At 68.4% G+C, this 23,047-nt stretch carries 18 protein-coding genes; 6 read left to right on the top strand and 12 right to left on the bottom strand.

Annotated features, from left to right (window positions below; all coding sequences use genetic code 11):
* Positions 1–33: 33 nt before the first annotated feature.
* From IFS44_RS21825 to IFS44_RS13920, 5 genes are all read right to left on the bottom strand, one after another.
* The gene (locus IFS44_RS21825) at positions 34–804 is read right to left on the bottom strand and encodes a thermonuclease family protein (RefSeq protein ID WP_342366427.1); all 771 of its coding nucleotides are present in this window, start codon (positions 802–804) and stop codon (positions 34–36) included.
* 232 nt (positions 805–1,036) lie between these two features.
* Positions 1,037–1,702, bottom strand: a complete 666-nt coding sequence (locus IFS44_RS13935) for a hypothetical protein (protein WP_056409088.1) — start codon at positions 1,700–1,702, stop codon at positions 1,037–1,039.
* Between the two features lie 265 nt (positions 1,703–1,967).
* Positions 1,968–2,588, bottom strand: a complete 621-nt coding sequence (locus tag IFS44_RS13930) for a hypothetical protein (protein WP_192098874.1) — start codon at positions 2,586–2,588, stop codon at positions 1,968–1,970.
* Between the two features lie 73 nt (positions 2,589–2,661).
* Positions 2,662–3,003 carry a hypothetical protein gene (locus IFS44_RS13925; protein ID WP_037530490.1) on the bottom strand — a complete coding sequence of 114 codons (342 nt, stop codon included), beginning with the start codon at positions 3,001–3,003 and terminating at the stop codon, positions 2,662–2,664.
* Positions 3,004–3,075: 72 nt separating this feature from the next.
* Positions 3,076–4,335 (bottom strand): multidrug effflux MFS transporter, encoded by a 1,260-nt coding sequence (locus IFS44_RS13920; protein WP_192098873.1) that lies wholly within the window; start codon positions 4,333–4,335, stop codon positions 3,076–3,078.
* A gap of 141 nt (positions 4,336–4,476) precedes the next feature.
* On the opposite strand from IFS44_RS13920, the gene IFS44_RS13915 reads away from it, so the two are divergent.
* Entirely contained in the window at positions 4,477–5,433 is a 957-nt protein-coding gene (locus IFS44_RS13915; protein WP_192098872.1) for an isopenicillin N synthase family dioxygenase, read from the top strand.
* Between the two features lie 177 nt (positions 5,434–5,610).
* Here IFS44_RS13915 and IFS44_RS13910 read toward each other — a convergent pair whose 3' ends face one another.
* The 5 genes from IFS44_RS13910 to hflK all read right to left on the bottom strand — a co-directional run bounded on the left by IFS44_RS13910 (position 5,611) and on the right by hflK (position 12,655).
* Positions 5,611–6,843 (bottom strand): M20 metallopeptidase family protein, encoded by a 1,233-nt coding sequence (locus tag IFS44_RS13910; RefSeq protein ID WP_192098871.1) that lies wholly within the window; start codon positions 6,841–6,843, stop codon positions 5,611–5,613.
* A 351-nt stretch (positions 6,844–7,194) separates the two neighbouring features.
* Positions 7,195–8,844 carry a helicase HerA-like domain-containing protein gene (locus IFS44_RS13905; protein WP_192098870.1) on the bottom strand — a complete coding sequence of 550 codons (1,650 nt, stop codon included), beginning with the start codon at positions 8,842–8,844 and terminating at the stop codon, positions 7,195–7,197.
* 110 nt (positions 8,845–8,954) lie between these two features.
* Positions 8,955–10,520: a Do family serine endopeptidase gene (locus tag IFS44_RS13900; RefSeq protein WP_031439387.1), complete on the bottom strand. Its 1,566-nt coding sequence runs from the start codon at positions 10,518–10,520 to the stop codon at positions 8,955–8,957.
* A 105-nt stretch (positions 10,521–10,625) separates the two neighbouring features.
* Positions 10,626–11,492, bottom strand: a complete 867-nt coding sequence (hflC, locus tag IFS44_RS13895) for a protease modulator HflC (RefSeq protein WP_031395778.1) — start codon at positions 11,490–11,492, stop codon at positions 10,626–10,628.
* Positions 11,489–12,655 (bottom strand): protease modulator HflK, encoded by a 1,167-nt coding sequence (hflK, locus tag IFS44_RS13890; protein WP_192098869.1) that lies wholly within the window; start codon positions 12,653–12,655, stop codon positions 11,489–11,491. The genes hflC and hflK overlap by 4 nt, the downstream gene beginning before the upstream one ends.
* A gap of 69 nt (positions 12,656–12,724) precedes the next feature.
* Here hflK and IFS44_RS13885 point away from each other — a divergent pair, with 69 nt between their 5' ends.
* The 4 genes from IFS44_RS13885 to IFS44_RS13870 all read left to right on the top strand — a co-directional run bounded on the left by IFS44_RS13885 (position 12,725) and on the right by IFS44_RS13870 (position 15,250).
* Positions 12,725–13,675, top strand: coding sequence for an Mrp/NBP35 family ATP-binding protein (locus IFS44_RS13885; protein ID WP_107931845.1), 951 nt, complete (start codon positions 12,725–12,727; stop codon positions 13,673–13,675).
* Positions 13,676–13,815: 140 nt separating this feature from the next.
* On the top strand, positions 13,816–14,259 hold the full coding sequence (locus tag IFS44_RS13880) for a CoA-binding protein (RefSeq protein WP_192098868.1): 444 nt from the start codon (positions 13,816–13,818) through the stop codon (positions 14,257–14,259).
* A gap of 76 nt (positions 14,260–14,335) precedes the next feature.
* On the top strand, positions 14,336–14,674 hold the full coding sequence (locus IFS44_RS13875; protein ID WP_107931843.1) for a hypothetical protein: 339 nt from the start codon (positions 14,336–14,338) through the stop codon (positions 14,672–14,674).
* Positions 14,675–14,794: 120 nt separating this feature from the next.
* Positions 14,795–15,250, top strand: coding sequence for a hypothetical protein (locus tag IFS44_RS13870; RefSeq protein WP_244650317.1), 456 nt, complete (start codon positions 14,795–14,797; stop codon positions 15,248–15,250).
* Positions 15,251–15,629: 379 nt separating this feature from the next.
* On the opposite strand, the gene IFS44_RS13865 is transcribed toward IFS44_RS13870, so the two are convergent.
* A complete protein-coding gene (locus IFS44_RS13865; protein ID WP_192098867.1) occupies positions 15,630–16,919 on the bottom strand; it encodes a homoserine dehydrogenase in 1,290 nt (429 codons plus the stop codon).
* A 98-nt stretch (positions 16,920–17,017) separates the two neighbouring features.
* Here IFS44_RS13865 and IFS44_RS13860 point away from each other — a divergent pair, with 98 nt between their 5' ends.
* Positions 17,018–19,765 carry a [protein-PII] uridylyltransferase gene (locus tag IFS44_RS13860; RefSeq protein WP_166746977.1) on the top strand — a complete coding sequence of 916 codons (2,748 nt, stop codon included), beginning with the start codon at positions 17,018–17,020 and terminating at the stop codon, positions 19,763–19,765.
* A 172-nt stretch (positions 19,766–19,937) separates the two neighbouring features.
* On the opposite strand, the gene IFS44_RS13855 is transcribed toward IFS44_RS13860, so the two are convergent.
* Positions 19,938–22,757, bottom strand: coding sequence for a TonB-dependent receptor (locus tag IFS44_RS13855; RefSeq protein WP_192098866.1), 2,820 nt, complete (start codon positions 22,755–22,757; stop codon positions 19,938–19,940).
* Positions 22,758–23,047: the final 290 nt, after the last annotated feature.

The raw sequence follows: 23,047 nt of genomic DNA, 5'->3' as shown, positions 1-23,047 counted from the left end.
CCTGATCTAGCCGGCCAAGGCCATCTGCCCCCCTCAGCACCACGGCGACCGCTTCCCCCCGCCATAACGCCGCGCGAGCCCCTCACGGACGAGCGTGTCGCCCAGCGACCGCCCGTCGCGCTGCACCAGCCGCAGCTTGCGCCCATATTTGTCGACGTCGCGCTTGATCCGCGTCAGCGTGAACGGCCCGGCATTGAGCAGCGCCTGCATCCGGAGCGTCGCGCGCTGGCCCGCGCGTGCCTCGGCCTTGCAGCGCGGCGGGTGCGTTTCGGGGGTGTCGATATCGGCGATGCGGATCTTGGTGCGGTTCATCCAGAAGGTGTCGCCGTCGACCATGCAGTTGACCCGCTTCGCCCGGCCGCAGATCGTGAAGCGCGCCGATACCGCCTTCCCCGCCCCCACCGCGCCGGCCCCAGCGCCAGACCCGGCCCCAGCCCCAGACCCGGCCCCGACGATCAGCCCGCCCGCCGCGCCCGCCGCCGCAGCCGCCGCAGTCGCGGCCGCGCTGCCCAGACCCGTAGCGGACGGCGCGACGTCGGCGGCGGTATCGCGCAGCCGCCCCCAGCCGCCCGGCACGTGGAGCTGCCCCGCGGGCCAGGTCACGCCGAACCCGGTCGGCCATTCGACCTTCAGCCCCGGCGGGCCGAGCGGCGACCAGTCGATCTTGCGCAGCGTCGGCACCATCAGCCCGATCAGCACACCGTAGAACACCAGGCGGAGCTGTAGCGCGAGACCCGGACCGCTCCGACGCCGGGCGCCACCCGTCCCGCGATTGCCGCTCAGCAACCGCATAAAATCAAACACATACTCCATCGCCTTTCGCGCCTACGCGGCCACGAGTCGATGTCACTCGCCCGTCGACTCACATGCGGCGAAGCGAGTCGGAAATGCGCCAGAACGCATCGGGAACATCAGGAGGACGTCATGGCACCGCCCGACGCCTCTCCACGCGGCCCGGCCGATCCGCGCCGGACACAAAAAAGGGCGGGGTGCGATCGCTCGCACCCCGCCCGATTTCACGTACCTAAGCCAAGGCTCAGAAGTGCGTGACGATACCCAGCATCGGGCGGAAGCTTTGCGCGTCGCCGAAGGTGTTGACCTCGGCGCGGATGCGGAAGCCGGCGTTGCCGGTGATGCCCTTCAGGCCGATGCTCTGCGGACCGACTTCGGCGCCGATGCCGTAGGTGATCGCGCTATAGTCGCGGTTCGTGTTGGGAACCGTGTTCGACAGGCCCGAGAAATGGTCGAAGTTGACCCACTGGTAGCCGACCTTGCCGTAGATCAGGCCGCTGTCGCCAGCGCGGAGACCGAAACGGCCTGCTGCGCCATACTGCCAATCGATGTTGCCATCGATGCCCTTGATCACGTTACCTTCTGCGCCGACGAAGACCGGGCCCAGCGGAACGTTGACGCCCAGAACGCCCTGAACGAGCGAACCCGAGGGCTTGTAGCCGCGACGCAGCGTGCCGTTGGCGTTCAGCGCCTGCGGGATGCCGTGGCCGGCTTCGTTGTCGAACTGCTCCCAACCGCCCATGACGCCGAAATACGGTTCGATCCCGAAGGCCTTCGAGCCGTCCGGTGCAGCGGCTTCGCCGGGCGCTGCGCTGTTGTCGGTGGGGGCAGGAGCCGACATGTCCTGCGCGAACGCCGGAGCGGCGAGGGCGGCTGCTGCGATGGCGACTGCGATGGAAAGCTTACGCATATTCGAATGACCTTCTTGTTTCGTTCTGGGTCCCGCCGCCCCGGACAACCCGTGGCGCGTGACACTCAGGCCCTCCAAACAGGTCGATGACGAAAATGTTGCACCGCCGTGCGTCGATTTCGGGAACAATCGCCGGCTGTGGCAAGATGGCAACGGTTTCTGACGGTCGGATGAACGAACATGGGCGAAACCGCGGCCATCGTGGCGGCTTCGTGGCTTTTCCCGGGCTTCAGCAAGACGCTACGGATAGCCGGGTTTCAGCGGCTTAGCGGCGTGCGGGCGCGCTGGTGGCGGGCGCGCGCGGCGGCGGGATCACCGGGTCGACCGCGGTGGATTCGATCCGCCAGAGATGTGCCTCGGCGCTCGCGGTCTCGATCCCGTCATTGACGCGGTGCAGCAGAACCATGCCGTCATCGGCAAAGCGCGTCCCGTCGCGGAGCGTCCCCGTCACGCGTACCGGCACCGAAATGTGCAGCTGGCCCGCCCCTGCATCGACGCTGCCCGGTGCCGCAATGCTCGCGTCATAACGGGCATAGCGCGCGAACCGGCCAGCGAACCCCGCGCGGTCGAGCGTCGAGGATTCGCCATCGCGACACCAGAGCGCGCGCGCCCCGACAAAGTCATGCGCCGCGATCCGCTGGTAATAGCGTCGCACCACCGCCGCCGCCGCCTCGGGCAAGGTCTCGGGCGCCGCCGCCGCGATCTTGGTGGTGCCGACGGGATGCCGGCCGGGACGGCTGTCTGCGGCATAGCGCGCGATGTTCTGCTGTGCGCGTGCCGCCGCCGCGGTGACGTCGAGCTGCTGCTGCTTGGGGTCCGAGCAGCCGCCAAGGCCGCACCCCAGAAGGATCGGCATCACGCCGCCGGTTGCGATCACGATACGCACGCGCGCCTCCTACATCGAAGCGGGACGCGCGTGCGGGGATCGCTGCCGCACGCGCGTCGGGGGATCGCAGGGGTCAGGGCTTCAGCGCGACGTCGTCGGCATCGTCCAGCTCGTCATCGTCGATGCTGCCATCGTCGAGCTCGTCCTGGACATCGTCCTCGTCGATATCGTCCTCGTCCATCGTCACGGTCGAATCGGTCTGGCCGACCGCTTCCGAATCCATGTCGATGTCGTCGATCGGCTCGTCCTCGTCGTCGTCCGTGCCCAGATCGGGGCTCAGATCGGTGACGATCGCGCCGTCGACCGGGCCGCTGCGCGTCGCCTCGAGGATCTCGGCGCGCTGGCTCTCGTCATAGCCGTCCTCGTCATACCCGTCGTCGCCCGTGCCCATGCCGGGAACCTGATGTCCGCCCATGCTATCGCTCCTGCTCAGGCCGCGTCGTGCGGTCTCGCGTCAAGGAACGGCGGGCACTCGTGCCCGGTTCCGTCACTCCGCCGGTTTGACGACGATCGCAGGCCGGAACAGGCGGCCCCGTTCCGTCAGCGCGACGACTGCCAGCGCCGCGAGCCCCGCGAGCAGGAAGCCGAGCACCAGCGGCACCGTCGTCCCGTCGAACGCCTGGCCGATCACCGCGCCGATCACCGCGCCCGCGGTGACGCTGACGAACCCCTGCACGCTCGACGCGGTGCCGGCGATCCGCCCCATATTCTCCATCGCCATCGCCGAGAAATTCGACGTCGCCAGCCCGAAACAGCCGAGCGTCAGCGCCTGGAACACCGCAAAGCTGGTGAGCGATTCCCAGTTCGCCTCGATTGCGCCCAGATGCACCAGCGACACCAGGATCAGCCCCGACAGCGCGCAGTGGCTGATCAGCCGCGTGCCGAGCTTCATCACGATCCGCGAATTCATCAGATTGGCCGCCGCCATCGTCACCGAGGTGACCGCGAAGATCAGCGCGAGCAGGTCGGGCTTTGCGAACACGTCCGCCATGATCTGCTGGATCGAGTTGAGATACCCGTACAGCGACCCCATCAGCGCGGTCGCCGCCAGCGTATAGCCGAGCGACAGCCGGTCGCTGAGCGTCTGCCGCCAGTCGGACAGGATCCGCGCCGGCGTGATCGGCAGGACGTTCTCGAGCGCCAGCGTCTCGGGCATCCGGACCCAGAACCAGGCGAGCACGACCAGCGTCAGGCCTGCGATCACCCAGAAGATCGCGCGCCAGTCGCCGAACTGCAGCACGCTCCAGCCGAAGGTCGGCGCCAGGATCGGCACGATCATGAACACCATGAACGCGATCGACATCACCCGCGCCATCGCCCGCCCGTGATAACAGTCGCGCACCAGCGCGATCGTCGCGACCCGCGCCGCCGCGATCACCGCACCGCCTGCGACCCGCGCGATCAGCAGCAATGTGAAGCTCCCCGCCAGCGCGCAGGCGACATTGGCGAGCGCATACAGCCCCAGCGACCAGAGCAGCACCGTGCGGCGCCCGAACCGGTCGGCGAGCGGCCCGTGGACGAGCTGCGCGACGCCGAAGCCGATGACGAACGCGGTCACGATATATTGCCGGCTGTTCTCGCTCGCGATCCCCAGCGACTCGCCGATCGCGGGCAGCGCGGGCAGCATCGAATCGATCCCCAGCGCGGTCAGCGACATGAGGGCTGCGACCAGCGCCACGAACTCGACAAAGCCGATCGGCGCGCCGCGCATCGCGGGCGCGTCGGATACTAAGGTTTCTGCGGTCATGATGCGGCGCCCTACCGCGTTATCGCTACCTACGAAACCCGCTATCCACCCTGCCACAGCCACCACGCGAAATCCCGCCAGGCAATTGGCACCGCCCCCCCGCGTCGCTATATCGGCGCTCCCCTATCCGGACATCCTTCCATGCTCGACAGCCCCGCCGCCCAGGTTCCCACACTCAGCCTCGCCGATCAGGCGCGCGACCCCGATGGCTTTGCCGCCGCACTCGGCAACTCGTTCGAACGCTTCGGTTTTGCGATCGTCGCCGATCACGGCATCCCGACCGATCTGATCGACCAGGCCTGGGCCGAGACCAAGGCGCTGTTCGAGCTGCCCGAGGACGAGAAGCGCGGCTATTTCGCCCCCGGCGGCGGCGGCGCGCGCGGCTATACGCCGTTCAAGACCGAGATCGCCAAGGACGCGAAAGTCGTCGACCTCAAGGAATTCTGGCATGTCGGCCGCGAGCTCCCCGCCGGCCACCGCTACGAAGCGCAGATGTCGCCGAACGTCTGGCCGGCCCGTCCCGAGGGCTTCAAGCCGGTCTTCCTCGACCTGTTCAAGGCGTTCGACACCGCGGGCGACAAGCTGCTCTCCGCGATCGCGCGCCACCTGAAGCTCGCGCCCGACTGGTTCGACCCCGCGGTCAAGGACGGCAACAGCGTCCTGCGCCTGCTCCACTACCCGCCGATCCCCGCCGATGCCGAAGGCGTCCGCGCCGGCGCGCATGAGGACATCAACCTCATCACGCTGCTGCTCGGTGCGGAAGAGGCGGGCCTCGAACTGCTCGACCGCGCGAACGGCCGCTGGCTGTCGATCAAGCCGCCCGAGGGTGCAATGGTCGTCAATGTCGGCGACATGCTCCAGCGGCTGACCAACCACGTCCTGCCCTCGACCACGCACCGCGTCGTCAACCCGCCGCCCGAGCGCCGCGGCCATTCGCGCTACTCGATGCCGTTCTTCCTGCATCCCGCGCCGGATTTCCTGATCGAGACGCTGCCGGCGACGATCACCGCGGAAAACCCCAACCGCTACCCCACCCCGATCACCGCGCACGACTATCTCTACGAACGCCTGGTAGAGATCGGCCTGATCAAGAAGTAACCGGCCCCGCGCGCTACCACCCCGGCGAAGGCCGGGGCCCAGTTGGGGAACGGCAATAACCGCGGACACCGCTCCGTTACGCCGACCTCCCACCTGGACCCCGGCCTTCGCCGGGGAGGGGCAACAGGATGGCGCGCACGCTCCCCCGGATCAGTCCGGCGAAACGCACGCCCCCCCTCAATCGAACCCATTCGCCAGAAACCGCTCCGCCACCGCGCAGTGTACCGCGATCCCGTGCGCCATCACCCGCTCGTCGATCGTCATCTTCGTATTGTGCAGCGGCGGGTTGGTCCGCGGGTCGCTCCCCTCGGGCGCCGCGCCGATGAACGCCATCGCGCCGGGCAGCTTCTGCAGCACGTAGGAGAAATCCTCCGCCCCCATCATCGGCGGCATCACCTGATACGCGCCCTCGCCGCCGATCGTCGTCGCCACCGCCTTGATCAGTTCGGTCGCGCGGGCATCGTTGACCGTCACCGGATAGCCCTGCTCGATCGTCGGCGTCCCGACCGCGCCATGCGCTGCGGCGATCCCCTCGACCATCCGCACGAACGCGGCGCGCAGCTGTTCGCGCGTCCGCTCGGACAGCGTCCGCATCGTCCCCAGCATCTCGACGCTCGACGGGATGACGTTGTGCGCGCTCCCCGCATTCAGCTTGGTGATCGACAGCACCGCCGGATCGGTCACCGCCACCTGCCGCGCGACATAGGTCTGCAGCGCGGTGACGATCTCGCACGCGATCGGCAGCGGATCGAGGCAGTCGTGCGGCATCGCCGCATGCCCGCCGCGCCCGGTGATCGTCGCGCGCAGCGTGTCGGTCGACGCCATCAGCGTCCCCGACCGGCTGACGACATGCCCCATCGGCATGTTGGGCGAGATGTGCAGCGCGAACCCCGCCTCGGGCAATGGCGCATCGAGCAGCCCGTCGGCGATCATGTGCCGCGCGCCGTGATGCCCTTCCTCGCCCGGCTGGAACATGAACACGACCGTCCCCGGCAGATCGTCCCGCCGCGCGCACAAGGCCTTGGCCGCCCCGACCAGCATCGCGGTATGCGAATCATGCCCGCACGCATGCATCGCCCCGTCGACCTTCGACGCGAACGGCAGCCCGGTCTCCTCCTGCATCGGCAACGCATCCATGTCGCCGCGCAACAGCACGGTCCGCCCATTGCCCCCCGCGGTACCACCGCCCCGCCCGCCGCGCAGGATCGCGACGAAGCCCGTGGTGGACGTCCCCTCGCGGATCTCGAGCGGCAGCCCGGCCAGCGCCGCCTTCACCTTGTCCGAGGTGCGCGGACAGTGCAGCCCGACCTCGGGATCCGCATGGATCGCGCGCCGCAACTCGATCGCCGCATCGAGGCTCTCCTTACCGATCGCGGCCCAGTCGGTGGTGGATTCGAAATCGAGCGACATGATCGGGTACCTTTGCAAGACGTGGTGCACCGGCCCGGCCAACGCCCGGCCCGTGCCGATTCCGCCCTATACCACAGCACCCCACCCCCTCCACCACCCCGGCGAAGACCGGGGGAGGTGCACGCGAGATCGGACCCGCCAGCCCCCACACCCCCCACCACCCCGGCGAAGGCCGGGGCCCAGTTGGGGGACGGCAGTGATGCAGGACAGCGCTCCGTTACTCCAACCTCGCCAACTGGACCCCGGCCTCCGCCGGGGAGGCGGCTTCAGGGGCTGGGCAGCTTGGGAGGGCGGGGCGGCTTCGCACGGTAGGGCGCTTCGGGTGCGACGACCGTCCGCGCCCCACCCCCATCACCCCCGAAACAACCCCCCCAGCACCCCGCGCAGCACGCTCCCCACAAGCCCACCCCCCGACGCCCCGCCGCGCGACCGCGACCGGCTCCGGCTGCTCGTCCCGAACACCTGTTTCCCGATCTCGTTCGCCACCTGCCGCCCGATCGACGAGCTCGCCGCGCGCGTCGCGGACGACGCCATCTTCGCCCAGGGCGAGTCCGCCGCCTCGCGCTCGGCCGCGCGCTCAACCCGCTCAGCCTCACGCTCCGCCGCCCGCGCCTCGCGCGCCGCCTTCGCGTCGAGCTTCGCCTGCGCCACCGCCGCCTTCTCCGCCGCGGTCGTCGCCTTCGCCTCGGCCGCCGCCGCGCTCGCCGCCTCGGTCTTCGCCGCGAGCAGTTCCTCCGCCGACTCCCGATCCACCAGCGTGTCGTATTTCGCCCCGATCGCATCCGTCTCGATCATCACCGCGCGCTCGGCGGGCGTGATCGGCGCGACCCGCGAGACCGGCGGCTTGATCAGCGTGCGCGCGACCGGCGTCGGCGACCCGTCCGCCTGCAACAGCGACACCAGGGCCTCGCCCACCTTCAGCTCGGTGATCGCGGTCGCGACATCGACCCCCGGATTCGCCCGGAACGTCTCCGCCGCCGAGCGCACCGCTGCCTGGTCGCGCGGCGTGAACGCGCGCAGCGCATGCTGCACCCGGTTGCCGAGCTGCCCGGCGATCGTCTCGGGAATGTCGATCGGGTTCTGCGTGATGAAATACACCCCCACGCCCTTCGACCGGATCAGCCGCACGACCTGCGCGATCGTGTCGAGCAGCGCCTTGGGCGCGGCATCGAACAGCAGATGCGCCTCGTCGAAGAAGAAACACAGCACCGGCTTGTCGGGATCGCCGATCTCGGGAAGCTGCTCGAACAGCTCGCTCATCAGCCACAGCAGGAACGTCGAATAGAGCTTGGGGCTCGCCATCAGCTTGTCCGCGGCGAGGATGTTGACCAGCCCCCGCCCCCGATCGTCCACGCCGATGAAGTCGCGCAATTCGAGCGCGGGCTCGCCAAAGAAATGCTCCGCGCCCTGGCTGCGCAACTGGAGCAGCGCCCGCTGGATCGCACCGATCGACTGTTTCGACACGTTGCCATAGGTCGTCGTCAGCTCGTCCGCCCGCCCCGCGCACTCGCTCAGCATCGCCTGCAGATCGTCGAGATCGATCAGCAGCAGCCCTTCCGTGTCCGCGACGTGGAAGGCGATCGTCAGCACCCCCTCCTGCACCTCGTTCAGATCGAGCAGCCGCGCGAGCAGCACCGGCCCCATCTCGCTGATCGTCGTGCGGATCGGATGCCCCTGCTCGCCGAACAGGTCCCAGAACTGCACCGGCGTGTCGGCATAGGCCCAGCCGTCATCGCCGATCGCCCTGGCGCGCTCGGCAAAGATCGCATGCGTCTTCGCGGTCGGCGACCCCGCCATGGCGAGCCCCGACAGGTCGCCCTTCACGTCCGCGACGAAGCACGGCACGCCGTTTGCCGAAAACCCCTCGATGATCCCCTGCACGGTCACGGTCTTGCCCGTCCCCGTCGCGCCCGCGATCAGCCCGTGCCGGTTCGCGCGTCTGAGCTCGAGCGTCTGCCGCGTACCGTCCGCGCTCGCGCCGATGAAGATGCCGTCGCCCATGCTGCTATGTCCTCGCTGTCGATCCCGATCCTAACCCCGCGCCCCGCAAAGAAAAAGGACCGCCGCTCGGGTGAGCGACGGTCCTTCGGGACACGCGAGTGTCGGGTGGATTACTTGATCTTGACCGGCAGGAACTGCGCCGGCCCACGCCCGCGCTTGACCTGCAACAGCACCTGCGGACGCCCGGCGGCCTTCGCCGTCGTGACCGCGCCCTGCAGCTCCGTTGCGCTGCGCACCGGCGTACCGTTGACCGAGATGATCACGTCGCCGCGCTTGAGCTTGCCGAACGCATCGCTCGTCTGCGCGACCGCCGCGATCACCACGCCCTGCGTGCCCGCCTCGACGCCAACCGCCTGCGCGATCGCCGGGGTCAGCGGCTGGACGCCGATCCCGAGTGCCGCACCCGCGGTGGGTGCCGCGCCGGTCGCTGCGTCATCGTCATCGCCGTCGTCGGTGCCAAAGCCCTGCGCGTCGCCGCCCAGGGTCGCCGCCAGCTTGTCCGCGCTCGGCCGCGGCACGACGACCACGTTCGCGCTCGTCGGCTTGCCGTTGCGCAGGATGTCGAGCCGCGCGGTCTGGCCGGGCTTCACGTTCGACACGAGATAGGACAGCGACTGGTCGACCGTGACGACCTGGCCGTTGACCTTGGTCACCACGTCGCCCGCGCGCACGCCGGCGCGCGCCGCGGGCCCGCCCGCGGTGACGTCGTTGATCAGCTCGCCCTGGTTCTTGGCGATGCCGAGCGCCGCTGCGGTATCCTCGTCGATCGTGCCACCACGGCCCAGCGTCACGCCGATATAGCCGCGCTCGATCGTGCCGCCCTTCATGAAGGTCGCGATGATCGGCTTGGCGGTCGCCGCGGGGATCGCGAAACCGATGCCGATATTGCCGCCCGACTGGCTGAAGATCTGCGAATTCACGCCGATCACATTGCCGTTCAGGTCGAACATCGGCCCGCCCGAATTGCCCTGGTTGATCGACGCGTCGGTCTGGATGAAGCGGTCATACGCGCCGCCTTGCCCGGTGACGCGGTTGATCGCCGAGATGATCCCCGCGGTCACCGTGCCGCCCAGCCCGAACGGCTCGCCGATCGCGACGACCCAGTCGCCGACGCGCGCGCCGTTCGAATCGCCGAACTTGACGAAGGGCAGGTTCGGCGCGTCGATCTTCAGCAGCGCCAGGTCCGATTCCTGGTCCTTGCCGATGACCTTGGCGACATATTCCTTCTTGTTGCTCAGCGTCACGGTGATCGAATCGACCGTCGCGCCCTGCGCGCCCGGCGAGATCACGTGGTTGTTGGTGACGACATAGCCGTCCGCCGAGATCAGGAAGCCCGAGCCGAGCGACGCGCCCTCGCGCTTGACCGGCGGGCCACCCTGCGGACCGCCGCCCATGCCGCCGAACAGCTCGCCGAACGGCGTGCCCGCGAACGGGTTGGCCTGCTGCTTCTGGACGATCGTCTGCTTGGTCGAGATGTTCACGACCGCGGGCTGGAGCCGCGCGACCATGTCGGCAAAGCTCATCGGCGCGCCGGGCTTGGGCACGACCGCCTGGATCGCGCCGGGTTCGTTCTGGGCGACCTGGCCGGTCCCCGAAGCGGTGCCGGGCTGGAGCGCGAGCGTCGCGGTCGCGCCGCCGAGCAGTAGAGCGCTGGTAATGGCGTAGGCGTAACGCACTGGATATTGTCCTCTCGTTTCATCGTCCGAAACCGGGGTTTCATCGCCGATTACGGCTGAACGACGCTTGAATATGAACGGGTGTTCAGAGCAAGCTCACGGGCTTTAACGCCCGCGGCCCTCGAATTCCCGCAGATAGCTGTTGTTCGGCGAAAGAATTATCGACGTCGATCCTTCCGGTGCCGGACCGCCATCCGCGCCGAACGTGTGCCGGTAGGACTGCATCGCCCGGTAGAAGTCGTAGAAGTCGGCATCCTTGCCAAAGCTCTCGGCATAGATCTTCGCCGAATCGGCATCCGCCTGCGCGCGGACGATCTGCGCCTGCTTCTGGCCCTCGGCCCGGATCGTGATCGCCTCCTGCTGGCGCGCGCTCGACATGCGCTTGAGCGCGCTTTCGAGCGGCAGGCCGACGGGCAGGTTCGCCTGCTTGATCCGCACGTCGACGATCTCGACGCCATACTGGCTCGCGACGCGCTGCAGCCCGGTCTGGATATTGTCCATCAGCTCGGACCGCTCGGGGCTGAGCAGTTCGACGAAGCGCCGCTTGCCGAGCTCGTTGCGCAGCGCCGAGCCCAGGATCGGGCGCAGCTGGTCGGGGATGCGTTCCTCGCTGCCGACCGCGTTGCGCATCTTGCGCGGGTCGACGACGCGGTAGCGCGCATAGGCATCGACCTCGAGCCGCAGCTGATCGGTCGACAGCACCAGCGTGTTGTCCAGCTCGATGTCCTGCACGCGCTTGTCGATCCACACGATGCGGTCGATGAACGGCACGCGTGCGATCAGCCCCGCGCCGGTCTGGCCGAAGGGCTGGCCGGGCGCATAGGCGTTGACCGTCCGGATCGGCTGGCCGAACCGCAGGATCACCGCCTGCTGCGTTTCCGGCACGATCGCAAAGCTCGCCGCGGCAAGGATCACGAGCACCAGTGCAATCGCGCCCGCGATCAGCGGGTTACGCCAGGTCAGGCCGTTCACTGGGCAGCTCCCGGCTGGGCGGCGGCGGCGGCGGCAGCCGGCGCGGGCGTCGCCGGCTGGGCGGCGCGCGGCGCGACCTCCGGATCGGCGAGCCGCTTGCCGTTGCGCAACGGCAGATAGGGGACGACGCCGCCCGGAGTCTCGACGATCGTCTTGTCGCTCTTGGCCAATACCGCTTCCATGGTCTCGTAATACATCCGTCGACGCGTCACCTCGGGGGCGAGGCGATATTGCTCATAGACCTTGTCGAACGATGCGGCCTCGCCCTGCGCGCGCGCCACGACCTGCTGCGCGTACGAGCGCGACTGGTTGAGGTTGGCGATCGCTTCCTGCTGCGCCGCGGTCACCGCGTTGAAGTCCTCGACGATCTGCGCGGGCGCGGCGGCCTGCTTGATCGCGACGCCCTGGATGCGGACGCCCGACTTATAGTCGTTCAGGATCTGCTGGGTCAGCTCGGCGACGCGCTGTTCGATCACCGTGCGGCCCGTGCCGATCGCCTGCTCCAGCGTCGTCGTCGCGCCCACCGCGCGCATCGCGCTCTCGGCCGCGGCGCGCACCGTGGTGTTCGGCTCGGCGAGCTGGAACACGTAATCGCGCGGATCGGCGATGTCCCAGCGCACCGAATAGGCCAGATCGATGATGTTCTGGTCGCCGGTCAGCGTCAGGTTCTCGCCGTCGCCGACGGGGAAATTATCGGTGCGGATATTCTGCACGTCGACCACCTCGACATGCGCGATCGGCGCGGGCGGGGTCAGGCGGATGCCCGGGTCGAGCGTGCCGGCATATTTGCCGAAATAGGTGACTACGCCGCGCTGCTGCGGCCCGATCTGGTGGAATGACGTGAACAGCAGCCACAGGACCACGATCACCGCCACCGCGATCGCCCACAGCGCGCGCGCATTGGCGCCCGTCGGCAGGCCGCCGAAGCCGCCGCCGCTGCTGCCGCCGCCGCCACCGCCGCCCGAGACCCGGGCCTTTTTCAGGAATTCGTCGAGCGCGCTCGGCTTGCCGGTCGGCTTGCGACCGCCGGGGGGCAGCGCCCAGGGATTGCGGGGGCCGCCGCCCTCGCCGGCATTGTCGTCACCCGGGCCGCCCCAGGGGCCCTTTGGCGTTTCGACGGCGAGAATGGGGGGACGCCGGAGCCAGCGCGTAAAGATCGTCATCCAACCTTTATAGGTGTGCCATCGCGGAAAAACAGTGCCAAGCGCCCGCCACGGGCCTATCTGGCGGCTATGATCGACATTGAAGCGGTAAAGGCGGCGATTGCCGCAGTGGCGGGCACGCGCGCCACGGTGCGACTCGAAGGAACGCGGCTCGGCGTGGTGGTCGACGCGACCGGCCTCGACCCCAAGGCGCGCGACGCGCTCGAGGCGACGGTGAAGATGGCCGCGACCGCGCCGGGCGTCGGCGAGGTGCGCGTGGTCATGACCGCCGAACGCACCACCCGCCGGCTGATCGCGGTCGCCAGCGGCAAGGGCGGGGTCGGCAAGTCGACGCTGTCCGCCAACCTCGCCATCGCGCTGTCCAGGGCCGGGCGCCGCGTCGGCCTCGTCGACGCGGACATCTACGGCCCGTCGCAGCCGCGGCTGATGGGGGTCGAGGGCACCCGCCCGACCGCGAAGGACAAGGTGCTCGACCCCGTCCCCACCCCCTACGGCGTCCCCCTCCTGTCGATGGGCCAGCTCGTCGATCCCGGTCGCGCGCTCGCCTGGCGCGGACCGATGGCGGCGGGCGCGCTCGGCCAGCTAGTCGAGGCGGACTGGGGCGCGACCGACACGCTCGTGCTCGACCTTCCCCCCGGCACCGGCGACGTCCAGCTGACGATGGTCCAGAAATACCGTCCCGCAGGCGCGATCATCGTCTCGACCCCGCAGGATCTCGCGCTGATCGACGCGCGCCGCGCGATCGACCTGTTTGAGAAAGCCGGCATCCCGATCATCGGGCTGGTCGAGAACATGGCCGGCTATGTCTGCCCGCATTGCGGCGAGAGTTCGGATCCGTTCGGCAATGGCGGCGCCGAGGCGGCGGCGCGTGAGCTCGGCATCGCGTTCCTCGGCCGCGTGCCGCTGACGCTGTCGATCCGCACCGCCTCCGACGCGGGAACGCCCCCCGCGGCCGAGCCCGACGACGTGATCTTCGCCGCCCTCGCCGCTCAGGTCGTCGCATGGATTGGAAAAATGTGAAACGTTTTGGGGCCCGCGCCGTTGTGCTGTTACCGGTCGTGCCTGGCGCGTAGAGCTACGGCACGAGCGGACCAGGATTCCAGCCACCCGACCGGTCTATGTACAGACCCGGACGGGTGCTCCACGAAGAGGACGCCGAGATGCCTCTTACCGCCGATTCCGATATCAAGACACTGCTGGAAAACGCGCGCACGATCGCGCTGGTCGGCGCCTCCGACCGCCCCGACCGCCCCTCCTACGGCGTGATGGCGCGGATGCAGGCGCACGGCTACCGCGTCATCCCGGTCAACCCGCAGACCACCGGCGAGCACATTCACGGCGAATTCGTCTTCCGCGAACTCGCCCAGCTCGGCGATGAAATCGACATCGTCGACATCTTCCGCAACTCCGCCGCCGCGGGCGAGGCCGTCGACCAGGCGATCGCGATCGGCGCGAAAGCGGTCTGGATGCAGCTCGGCGTCATCAACGAGGCTGCCGCCGCCCGCGCCGAAGCCGCCGGGCTTCAGGTCGTCATGGACCGCTGCCCCGCGATCGAGATCCCCCGGCTCGGCGTCGCCAGGATAGATCGGGATCCGACCGACTGACGCTTGCGGCTCGCCTGCGCGTGCGTCACCCTCGCGACGAGCTTCGTATCGGCCCATCGCGTATCGGGGACAGGTCATGTTCGCCTTGCTTCTGGCTCTTGCTCAGGACCCGCTGCTCGCCAAGGCCAGCGAGCGACTCGCCGCCGAACCCCGCTGCGTCGTCGATCCCGCTTCGACCGACATCACCGTCTGCGGCCTGCGCCAGGCGGATCGGTTCCGCGTGCCGTTCGTCGAGCACGATCCCGGCGATCCGCGCCACGAAAGCCTCGCCGCGGAACGCGTCCGGCTGCTCAACGCGCGCACCCCGGTCCAGGACATGGGCCCGTTCCAGGTCGGCGGCGGCATGGCCGGCGTGTCGGTCGGCGTCGGCGCGGCGGGCGTCACCGCCGGCGGCCTCCGCAAACCCGCGCCCTGACCCCCGCGCCATCACGCCCCCGCCATCAGCCCCCCGCCATCTGGACAGTGGCAAGACGCCCCGATCGGGTCCATGCTCGGGCGATGCCCATGATCACCGCAAACCGTTGAGGCGCCGCCGATGATTCTCGTCACGCTGCTCGCGCTCACACAGGCCGGCGCCACACCTGCGGCCAAGCCCGCCGCCACATCGACCTCGTCGGCCCCGACCGAGAAGAGCTGGTCGATCCTCAATCCCCCCGACTGCCCGGTGGTGAAGGAGGGCGACAAGACGATTACCGTCTGCGCGCCCGGCACCCAATCGGGCCCGCGCCTCCCGCTCCCCGACTGGGGCCCGCCCGACCGCCCCGTCGCCGCCAACCCGAACATGACCGCGATCCGCGCGCTCTCGCTCGAGGGAACGCCCTGCGCCGCGACCCAGAGCGGCTGCCAGTCCGGCTTCGGCCCCCCGATCGCCCCGCTCGTCGCCGGCGCCGTCGCGCTCGCCAAAAGCGCCTTCGCCAAGAAGCCCGACAAGACCGGCCGCATCGCCATCGACCTGTCCGACCCCGCACCCCCGGCCCCCGCGCGGCCGTAACCACCCCGTCATCCTGACGAAAGCCAGGACTCAGAGCCAAACAGCGCAACCCCCCGCAACTCTGGATCCTGGGTCAAGCCCAGGATGACGAAAGGGAGGGGCCGTCATCCCCACCCAACCCCGTCATCCTGACGAAAGTCAGGATCCAGAGCCAAGCAGCACAGCGCCCCGCAACTCTGGATCCTGGGTCAAGCCCAGGATGACGAAAGGAGGCAGCCGCCATCCCCACACACCCCGTCATCCTGACGAAGGTCAGGATCCAGAGCCACACAGCGCAGCCATCCGCCACCCTGGATCCTGACCGTCGTCAGGATGACGGCAATCGGTAGGGCATCCGGCGGCAGGCCCGTCGCCCGTCACCATCACCCCACCCCCAAAATCACCCCAGAATATGCATCCACAACGGCTGCCCAACCAGACTCTGCGACCCCCGCAATTTCTCCAGCGCCTGCGCCACAGACCGTTCCGGCCCCTCATGCGTCACGATCGCGACGAGCACGCTGCCGTCCGCCATTGCCCCGCGCTGGATCAGGCTCTCGATCGAGACGCCCGCGTCGCGCATCGCCGCGGCGATCTCGGCCAGCACGCCGACCCGGTCCGCGACCGTGAAGCGCAGATAGGCGCGCCCGCGCCGCTCGCCGCTGTCCGCGGTCGCCGCGGCGACCAGCGACGCCGCCGGCATCGCATAGGGCGGCCCATATTCGCCGCGCGCGATGTCGATCAGGTCCGCGACCACCGCGCTCGCGGTCGGCCCGTCACCCGCGCCCGCACCCTGGAACAGCAGCCGCCCGACGAAATTGCCCTCCGCGACCACCGCATTGAGCGACCCCGTCACATGCGCGAGCGGATGGTCGACCGGCACCAGATGCGCATGCACGCGCTGGAACAGCCCGTCGGGCCCGTCCTCCGCCAGCCCGAGCAGCCGCACGCGGTAGCCCAAGGCCGCCGCCTCGGCGATATCCGCGCCCAGCAGGTGCCGGATGCCGCTCGCCGCCACCGTGTCGAACGCCGGCCGCGTCCCGAACGCGATCGAGGCAAGGATCGACAGCTTGTGCGCCGCATCCACCCCGTCGATGTCGAAGCTCGGATCCGCCTCGGCAAAGCCCAGCGCCTGCGCCTCGGCGAGGATCTCGGCGAAATCACGCCCCTCCGCCTCCATCTTGCTCAGGATGAAATTGCACGTCCCGTTGAGGATCCCGTAGACCCGCCCGATCGCGTTCGCGGCGGCGCCCTCGCGCAGCCCCTTGATGACCGGGATCCCGCCCGCGACCGCCGCCTCGAACTTCAGCGCGACGCGCGCCGCCTCCGCCGCGGTCGCCAGTTCATAGCCGTGATGCGCGAGCATCGCCTTGTTCGCGGTGACGAACGATTTGCCCGCATTCAGCGTCGAGCGCGCGAGCGTCAGCGCGGGGCCGTCCGATCCGCCGATCAGCTCGACGACGACATCGACGTCCACCTGCTGCGCCAGCGCGGTCGTATCGTCGACCCAGGCGAACCGCGTCAGATCGACGCCGCGATCCTTGTAGCGGTCGCGTGCCGACACCGCGACGACCTCGATCGCGCGGCCGGCCCGTCTGGCGATCAGCTCGCGGTTCGCGTCGAGCAGCCGGATGACGCCGCCCCCCACGGTTCCCAGGCCCGCCAGTCCCACGCGCAACGCTTCGCTCATCGTCTTCCTTTCGCCAAACCCGCGCGAAGACCTAGGGTTCGGGAAGGATTCCCGCAATCAAGATGACGAATGGCGCCGCGCGCCCTATCTGGTCCCGCATGACCGGCCGCTTCGATCACCTGCCCAACCGCCGCGCGATCATCGATCGCCGCGCGGTCGCCGACACCATCGCCGCGCTGGACGAGACCGACCCGGTCGCGCTCGGCCGCCAGGCGACGATCCTGCTCAAGGCCGCGCTCGACGCGGGCAGGGTCGAGGTCGCCAAGCGGCTCGCCGAACATCCCAGCCGCGGGCTCGAGGTGTCGAGCGCGCAGGCCTATCTGATCGACCAGCTGCTCCGCCTGCTGTTCGATTTCACCACCACCCGGCTGCACCCCGCGCCCGCCCCCACCCCCGACGACCGGCTCACGCTGATCGCGGTCGGCGGCTATGGCCGCGGCGAGATGGCGCCGCATTCGGATGTCGATATCGGCTTCCTCACGCCGGGCAAGCAGACCCCGCGGGTCGAACGCATCATCGAATCGATGCTCTACACGCTCTGGGATCTCGGCCTGAAGCTCGGCCAGTCCAGCCGCTCGCTCGACGAGATGATCCGCCAGGCCAAGGCCGACATCACCGTCCGCACCGCCCTGCTCGAGGCGCGCTACGTCACCGGCGACATGGATCTCTACGAAGAGGCCTCACGCCGCTTCAAGGTCGAGGTCCAGGCGGATACCGCGCGCGCGTTCATCGCCGACAAGCTCGTCGAGCGCGACCTGCGCCACCGCAAGATGGGCGACACGCGCTATGTCGTCGAACCCAACGTCAAGGAGGGCAAGGGCGGCCTGCGCGATCTCCACGCGCTGTTCTGGATCGGCAAGTACATTTACGACGTCCAGCGCGCGGCACAGCTCGTCGATGTCGGGCTGTTCACCAAGGCGGAATATCGCCTCTTCCACCGCGCCGACAATTTCTTCCAGGCGGTGCGCTGCCACCTCCACAGCATCACCGGTCGCGCCGAGGACCGGCTGACCTTCGACGTCCAGCGCGAGATCGCCGACCGGATGCGATTCTCCGACCGCCCCGGCAAGCCGAAGGTCGAGCGCTTCATGCACTTCTACTTCCTCCAGGCGAAGACCGTTGGCGACCTGACCGGCGTCTTCCTCGCGCATCTCGACGAGAAATTCGCCGCGCGCGGCCGCCGCTTCGGGCTGCCGACGATCCGCCGCAGCCCGCGCCGGCTGAACGGCTTCGTCCTCGACCGCGGCCGGCTGGCGCTGCCCGACGACGATTTCTTCCGTGCAAGTCCGGTCCGGCTGATCGAGATCTTCCAGCTCGCCGACCGCAACACGCTCGAGATCCACCCGCTCGCGATGCGCGCGGCCGCCCGCGACGTGAAGCTGGTCGACGACATCCGCGACGACCCCACCGCCAACGCGCTGTTCCTCGATGTGCTCAGCTCGCCACGCGATCCCGAACTCGTCCTGCGCTGGATGAACGAGACCGGCGTATTCGGCCGCTTCGTGCCCGATTTCGGCCGCGTCGTCGCGCAGATGCAGTTCGACATGTACCACCACTACACCGTCGACGAACACACGATCCGCGCGCTCGGCCTGCTCGCGCGGATCGAGAATGGCGCCTTGAAGGACGACCATCCGCTCGCCAGCGCGATCTTCCGCCAGATCGTATCGCGCCGCGTCCTCTATGTCGCGGTGCTGCTCCACGACATCGCCAAGGGTCGCGGCGGCGATCACTCGATCCTCGGCGCGGAGGTCGCGCAGCGCCTCTGCCCGCGCTTCGGCCTGTCGCCGGCGGAGACCGAGACCGTCGCCTGGCTCGTCCGCTGGCATCTGCTGATGTCCGCGACCGCGTTCAAGCGCGACCTGTCGGACTTCAAGACGATCCTCGATTTCTGCGACGTGGTGCAGAGCCCCGAGCGGCTGCGGCTCCTGCTCGTCCTCACCATCGTCGATATCCGCGCGGTCGGCCCGGGCGTCTGGAACGGCTGGAAGCGCCAGCTCCTCGGCGACCTCTATGAATCCGCCGAGGAGGTGCTCCGCCTCGGCCACAAGCAGAAGGGTCGCGCCGAACGCATCGCCGCCAAGCATGAGACGCTCCACGCCGATCTCGGCTGGAGCGACGCCGAATTCGCCGCGTTCGTCCGCCGCATGCCCGAGGCCTATTGGATCGCCGAGCCCGAGGACGTGCTCGTCCACAATGCCCGCTTCCTCGCCGGCACCGGCGACGCGCAGCTCGCGATCGACGCGCATGTCTATCCCGGCCGCGGCGCGACCCTCGTGACGATCTACGCCGCGGATCATCCCGGGCTCTTCTACCGCATCGCCGGCGCGATCCATGTCGCGGGCGGCAACATCATCGACGCGCGGATCCACACCACGCGCGACGGCATGGCGGTCGACAATTTCCTCGTCCAGGACCCCTTCGGCCGCCCGTTCGACGGCTCAGAACAGCTCGCCCGCCTGAAGACCGCGATCGAGGATGCGCTCGCCAACCGCGGCAAGCTCGCCGACCGCCTCGTCGCCAAGCCGCTCCCGCGCGCACGCGCCGAGGCGTTCGACATCGTCCCCAACGCGATGATCGACAACCGCGCCTCGAACCGCTTCACCGTGGTCGAGGTCAACGCCCGCGACGGCCCCGCCCTGCTCAACCGGCTCGCCCAGGCGCTCTTCCAGTCGAAGGTGACGATCCACTCCGCGCACGTCGCCACCTATGGCGAACGCGCGGTCGACACCTTCTACATCACCGACCTCACCGGCGACCGCATCACCGCCCCCGCCCGGCTGAAGACCCTCGAACGCCGCCTGCTGGCCGCCGCCGCCGGCAAGGAACTAGACCTCGCCGCCTGACCCCTCCCGTCATCCTGACGAAAGTCAGGATCCAGAGCCACGAACGTCTCGCTGAGTTATCCTGGATTTTGACTTTCGTCAGGATGACGGACGTGAACGAAGGCCCGCCACAAACGAAAAAGGCCGGCCCGCTCTCCCGAGCGGACCGGCCTTCCCTAGCGACGTTGAACGATTAGAACCGCGTCCGCACCGTCAGCCCATAGGTCCGCGGCTCGGCGAGGTACGAGGTGAAGATCTGGTTCCCCACCCCACCAAACGCCTTCACCTGGTCGAGATTGCCCGCACCCTGGAACGGCGCGTTGAAGCCGACCTGCTGGTAATCGGTGTCGAGCAGGTTCTGCGCCCACAATTCGACCGCCCATTTCTGCGCCGGCCCACGGATGCCGATCCGCGCGTTCATCAGGAAGAAGCCGTCCTGCGTCTTCTCGGTGAACAGGTCCGACCCGGTATTATAGTCGCTGGTCATGCGGCCATCGATGTAGAACAGCCCGGTGATCCCCGACGACCCCAGCTCGGGCGTCCACGTCCCCGACGCGGTGACCGTATGCTTGGGCGCGTTCGACAGCGTGTTGCCCGACAGCAGGAACAGCGCGGGGTCGAGGGCCTCGCCCGTCTCCGACCCGACCAGGTTGTTCTTGAAGGTCGTGTCGACATAGGTGTAGCCGAGGCTCACCGCGACGTCGCGGACCGGGAACAGCCCCGCCTCGAGCTCGACGCCCTGCGACCGCACGCCGTATTTCACGTCGCCGGTGCACGCGCCCGTCGCCGCGCTCGCATCGCGATCCGCGCCGTTCAGGCTGGTGTCGCACGAGCTGATGTTCTGGACGATGAAGTTGGTGCCGTTGAACGTGTTCAGCTGGAAGTTCTTGAACTCCTGGCGGAAGCCCGCGACGTTGAAGGTGAACTGCGCGGAGGTGAACTTCAGCCCCAGCTCATAGGAATTGACCGTCTCGGGATCGAACCGCAGCCGGCTCGCGCTCGCATTGGTCGGCGCCGCGAACACGTTCGCGGTCAAATCCGACCGGTCGAGGTTGTAGCCGCCCGCCTTGTAGCCGCGCGAATAGGACGCATAGAGCAGCGTGTCGGTACGCGGCTTGTACGACACGATCCCCGTGCCGCTGAACTCGCCTTCCTTGAACCCGTCGTTGAGATCAAGCCCGTTCAGCGCCGAGGTCGAATTGCCCGTGCAGGTCAGCGTGACGATCCCGCCGACCAGCGTCTTCAGGCTGGCGGGCACCGCCGCGCTCGCCAGCAGCGGGCTCAGCGCGGCCTGCTGCGCGGGGCAGACGGTGTTGTTGTTGTTGAAATCGGCGTGGAAATCCTTCTGCTCATGCGTGTAGCGAAGCCCGCCGGTGATCGACAGCTTGTCGGTGACCTTGAAGATGTTGTGCGTGAAGAACGCGTAATTCTCGCTGTCCTGATAATAGGTCGACCGCTGGTCGCCCAGATTGTTGAGCGTGCTCAGCCGGTCGATGCCGCTCAGGATGGTACCGGTCAGCGCGCCGAAGGCGGGCTGCGTGCCCGGAACCTGTCCGGACAGGACCGCACGTCCCGCCGCGCTGAGGCAGCCCGGATTGGCCGGATTGCGCAGCGCCGCCGCCGGGTTGACCGTCGCGACGATCCGGCACGCGGCGAACGCGCCATATTGCGTCCCGAACTTCAGATTGTCCGCAACGACCAGGTCTTCCTTCGAATAATAGCCGCCGACCAGCCAGTCGAGCTTGTCGTCGAACAGCGACCCGTTCAGCCGGACTTCCTGGCTGAAGGTGTGGAACTGGCGATAGCTGTTGCCGTCGTCCGCACGGTAGCCGATGTCGAGATTGCCGTAATCGATGTCGGCCGCGCCGCCCGACTTGTACTCGCGATACGCGGTGATCGAGGTCAGCTGCGCAAAGCCGAGGTTCGCGTCGATCTGGCCCGAACCGCCATAATCCTTGGTGATGTTCGAATAGGCGCGGCCCAGCGTGTTGGCGATGCGGCGGTTATACGGGTCGCCCTGGCTCGGGAACACCGCGCCCATGCTCTGCATGACCTGCTGGATGCGGTTGCCCGCCGGGTTGACCGCGAAGTCGCCCGCGACGCCGGGCGTCGGATCGATCTTCTCGCGCGTGTCGATATAGACCGCACCGCAGCACTTTTCGTCACGCCGCGTGTAATCGCCGATCAGCCGCACCGACACGTCGCTGCTCGGCTCGAACAGCAGTTGCCCGCGCACGAAATAGCGGTTGCGGTCGTTGTAATCGGTCTGGTTGATGACGTCGTAATAATAGCCGTCGCGCTTGCCGAACACGCCGTCGAGCCGGAACGCCAGCTTGTCCTTGATGATCGGCCCGGTCAGCCCGCCCGCGATGCGGATATTGTTGTAATTGCCATAGGTCGCGTCGCCATAGCCGCCGAACTGGTAGGACGGCAGCTTGGTCAGGATGTTGATCGTGCCCGCCGATGCGTTGCGCCCGGCCAGCGTCCCCTGCGGCCCGCGCAGCACCTCGATCCGGTCGACCTCACCCAGATCGTTCAGACCCGAGCCGGTGCGGCTGCGATAGACGCCGTCGATGAACACCGCGACCGAGCTTTCGAGGCCGGGATTGTCGCCGACCGTGCCGATGCCGCGGATACGCGCCGAGGCGTTCGCCTCCGACCCCGTCGACGAGATCAGCAGCGACGGCGCGAGCTGCGTCATCTGGCGGATGTCGGTCGCACCCGAATTCTGCAGCGCGGCCTGGCCGACCGCGGACACCGCGATCGGCACGTTCGACAGCCGCTCGGAGCGGCGCGTCGCGGTGATGACGATGTCGCCCGCATTGATCGGCTGGGGATTCGCGTTCTCGGCAACCGGCTGCTGCTGCGCATCGACCGACGCGGCGGCGGTACCCGATGTATTTGAGGGTACGGTCTGCGCCTCGGGCTGCGTCGTCGGGACATCCTGTGCGAAGGCCGGCGCCGCGATCGCGATCGTCGCGGCGGCAGACAACAGATATGCGGTCATGCGCATGGGCATCTCTCCTGGCGGCTTCGAATTATTTCGAATTTCCGGTTTGGTCAGGAGGTAATTGGAATTTTCATGCAGCGTCCACCGATTTCCGTATGCGGAAGTAACTTTCCGGTCGCTGTGTCGCACTTCCGCAACACCGAGCAATAACACCGCGTGATAGCCCCGAAATCGATGCATCGCGCACGGGCGGTTCGACCGCGGCGGTTGACGCTACGGAAAGGGTCATGGTGACCTGCCCCCCAACGCAAACGGCCCACCGCCCCGGACAGGGGGCGATGGGCCGGTCACTA

It is taken from the genome of Sphingomonas sp. CFBP 13706, assembly GCF_014842355.1.
Classification (GTDB): domain Bacteria; phylum Pseudomonadota; class Alphaproteobacteria; order Sphingomonadales; family Sphingomonadaceae; genus Sphingomonas; species Sphingomonas aerolata.
The sequence above is the reverse complement of the archived record's forward strand: the minus strand, read 5'-3'. Positions and strand labels throughout refer to the sequence as shown.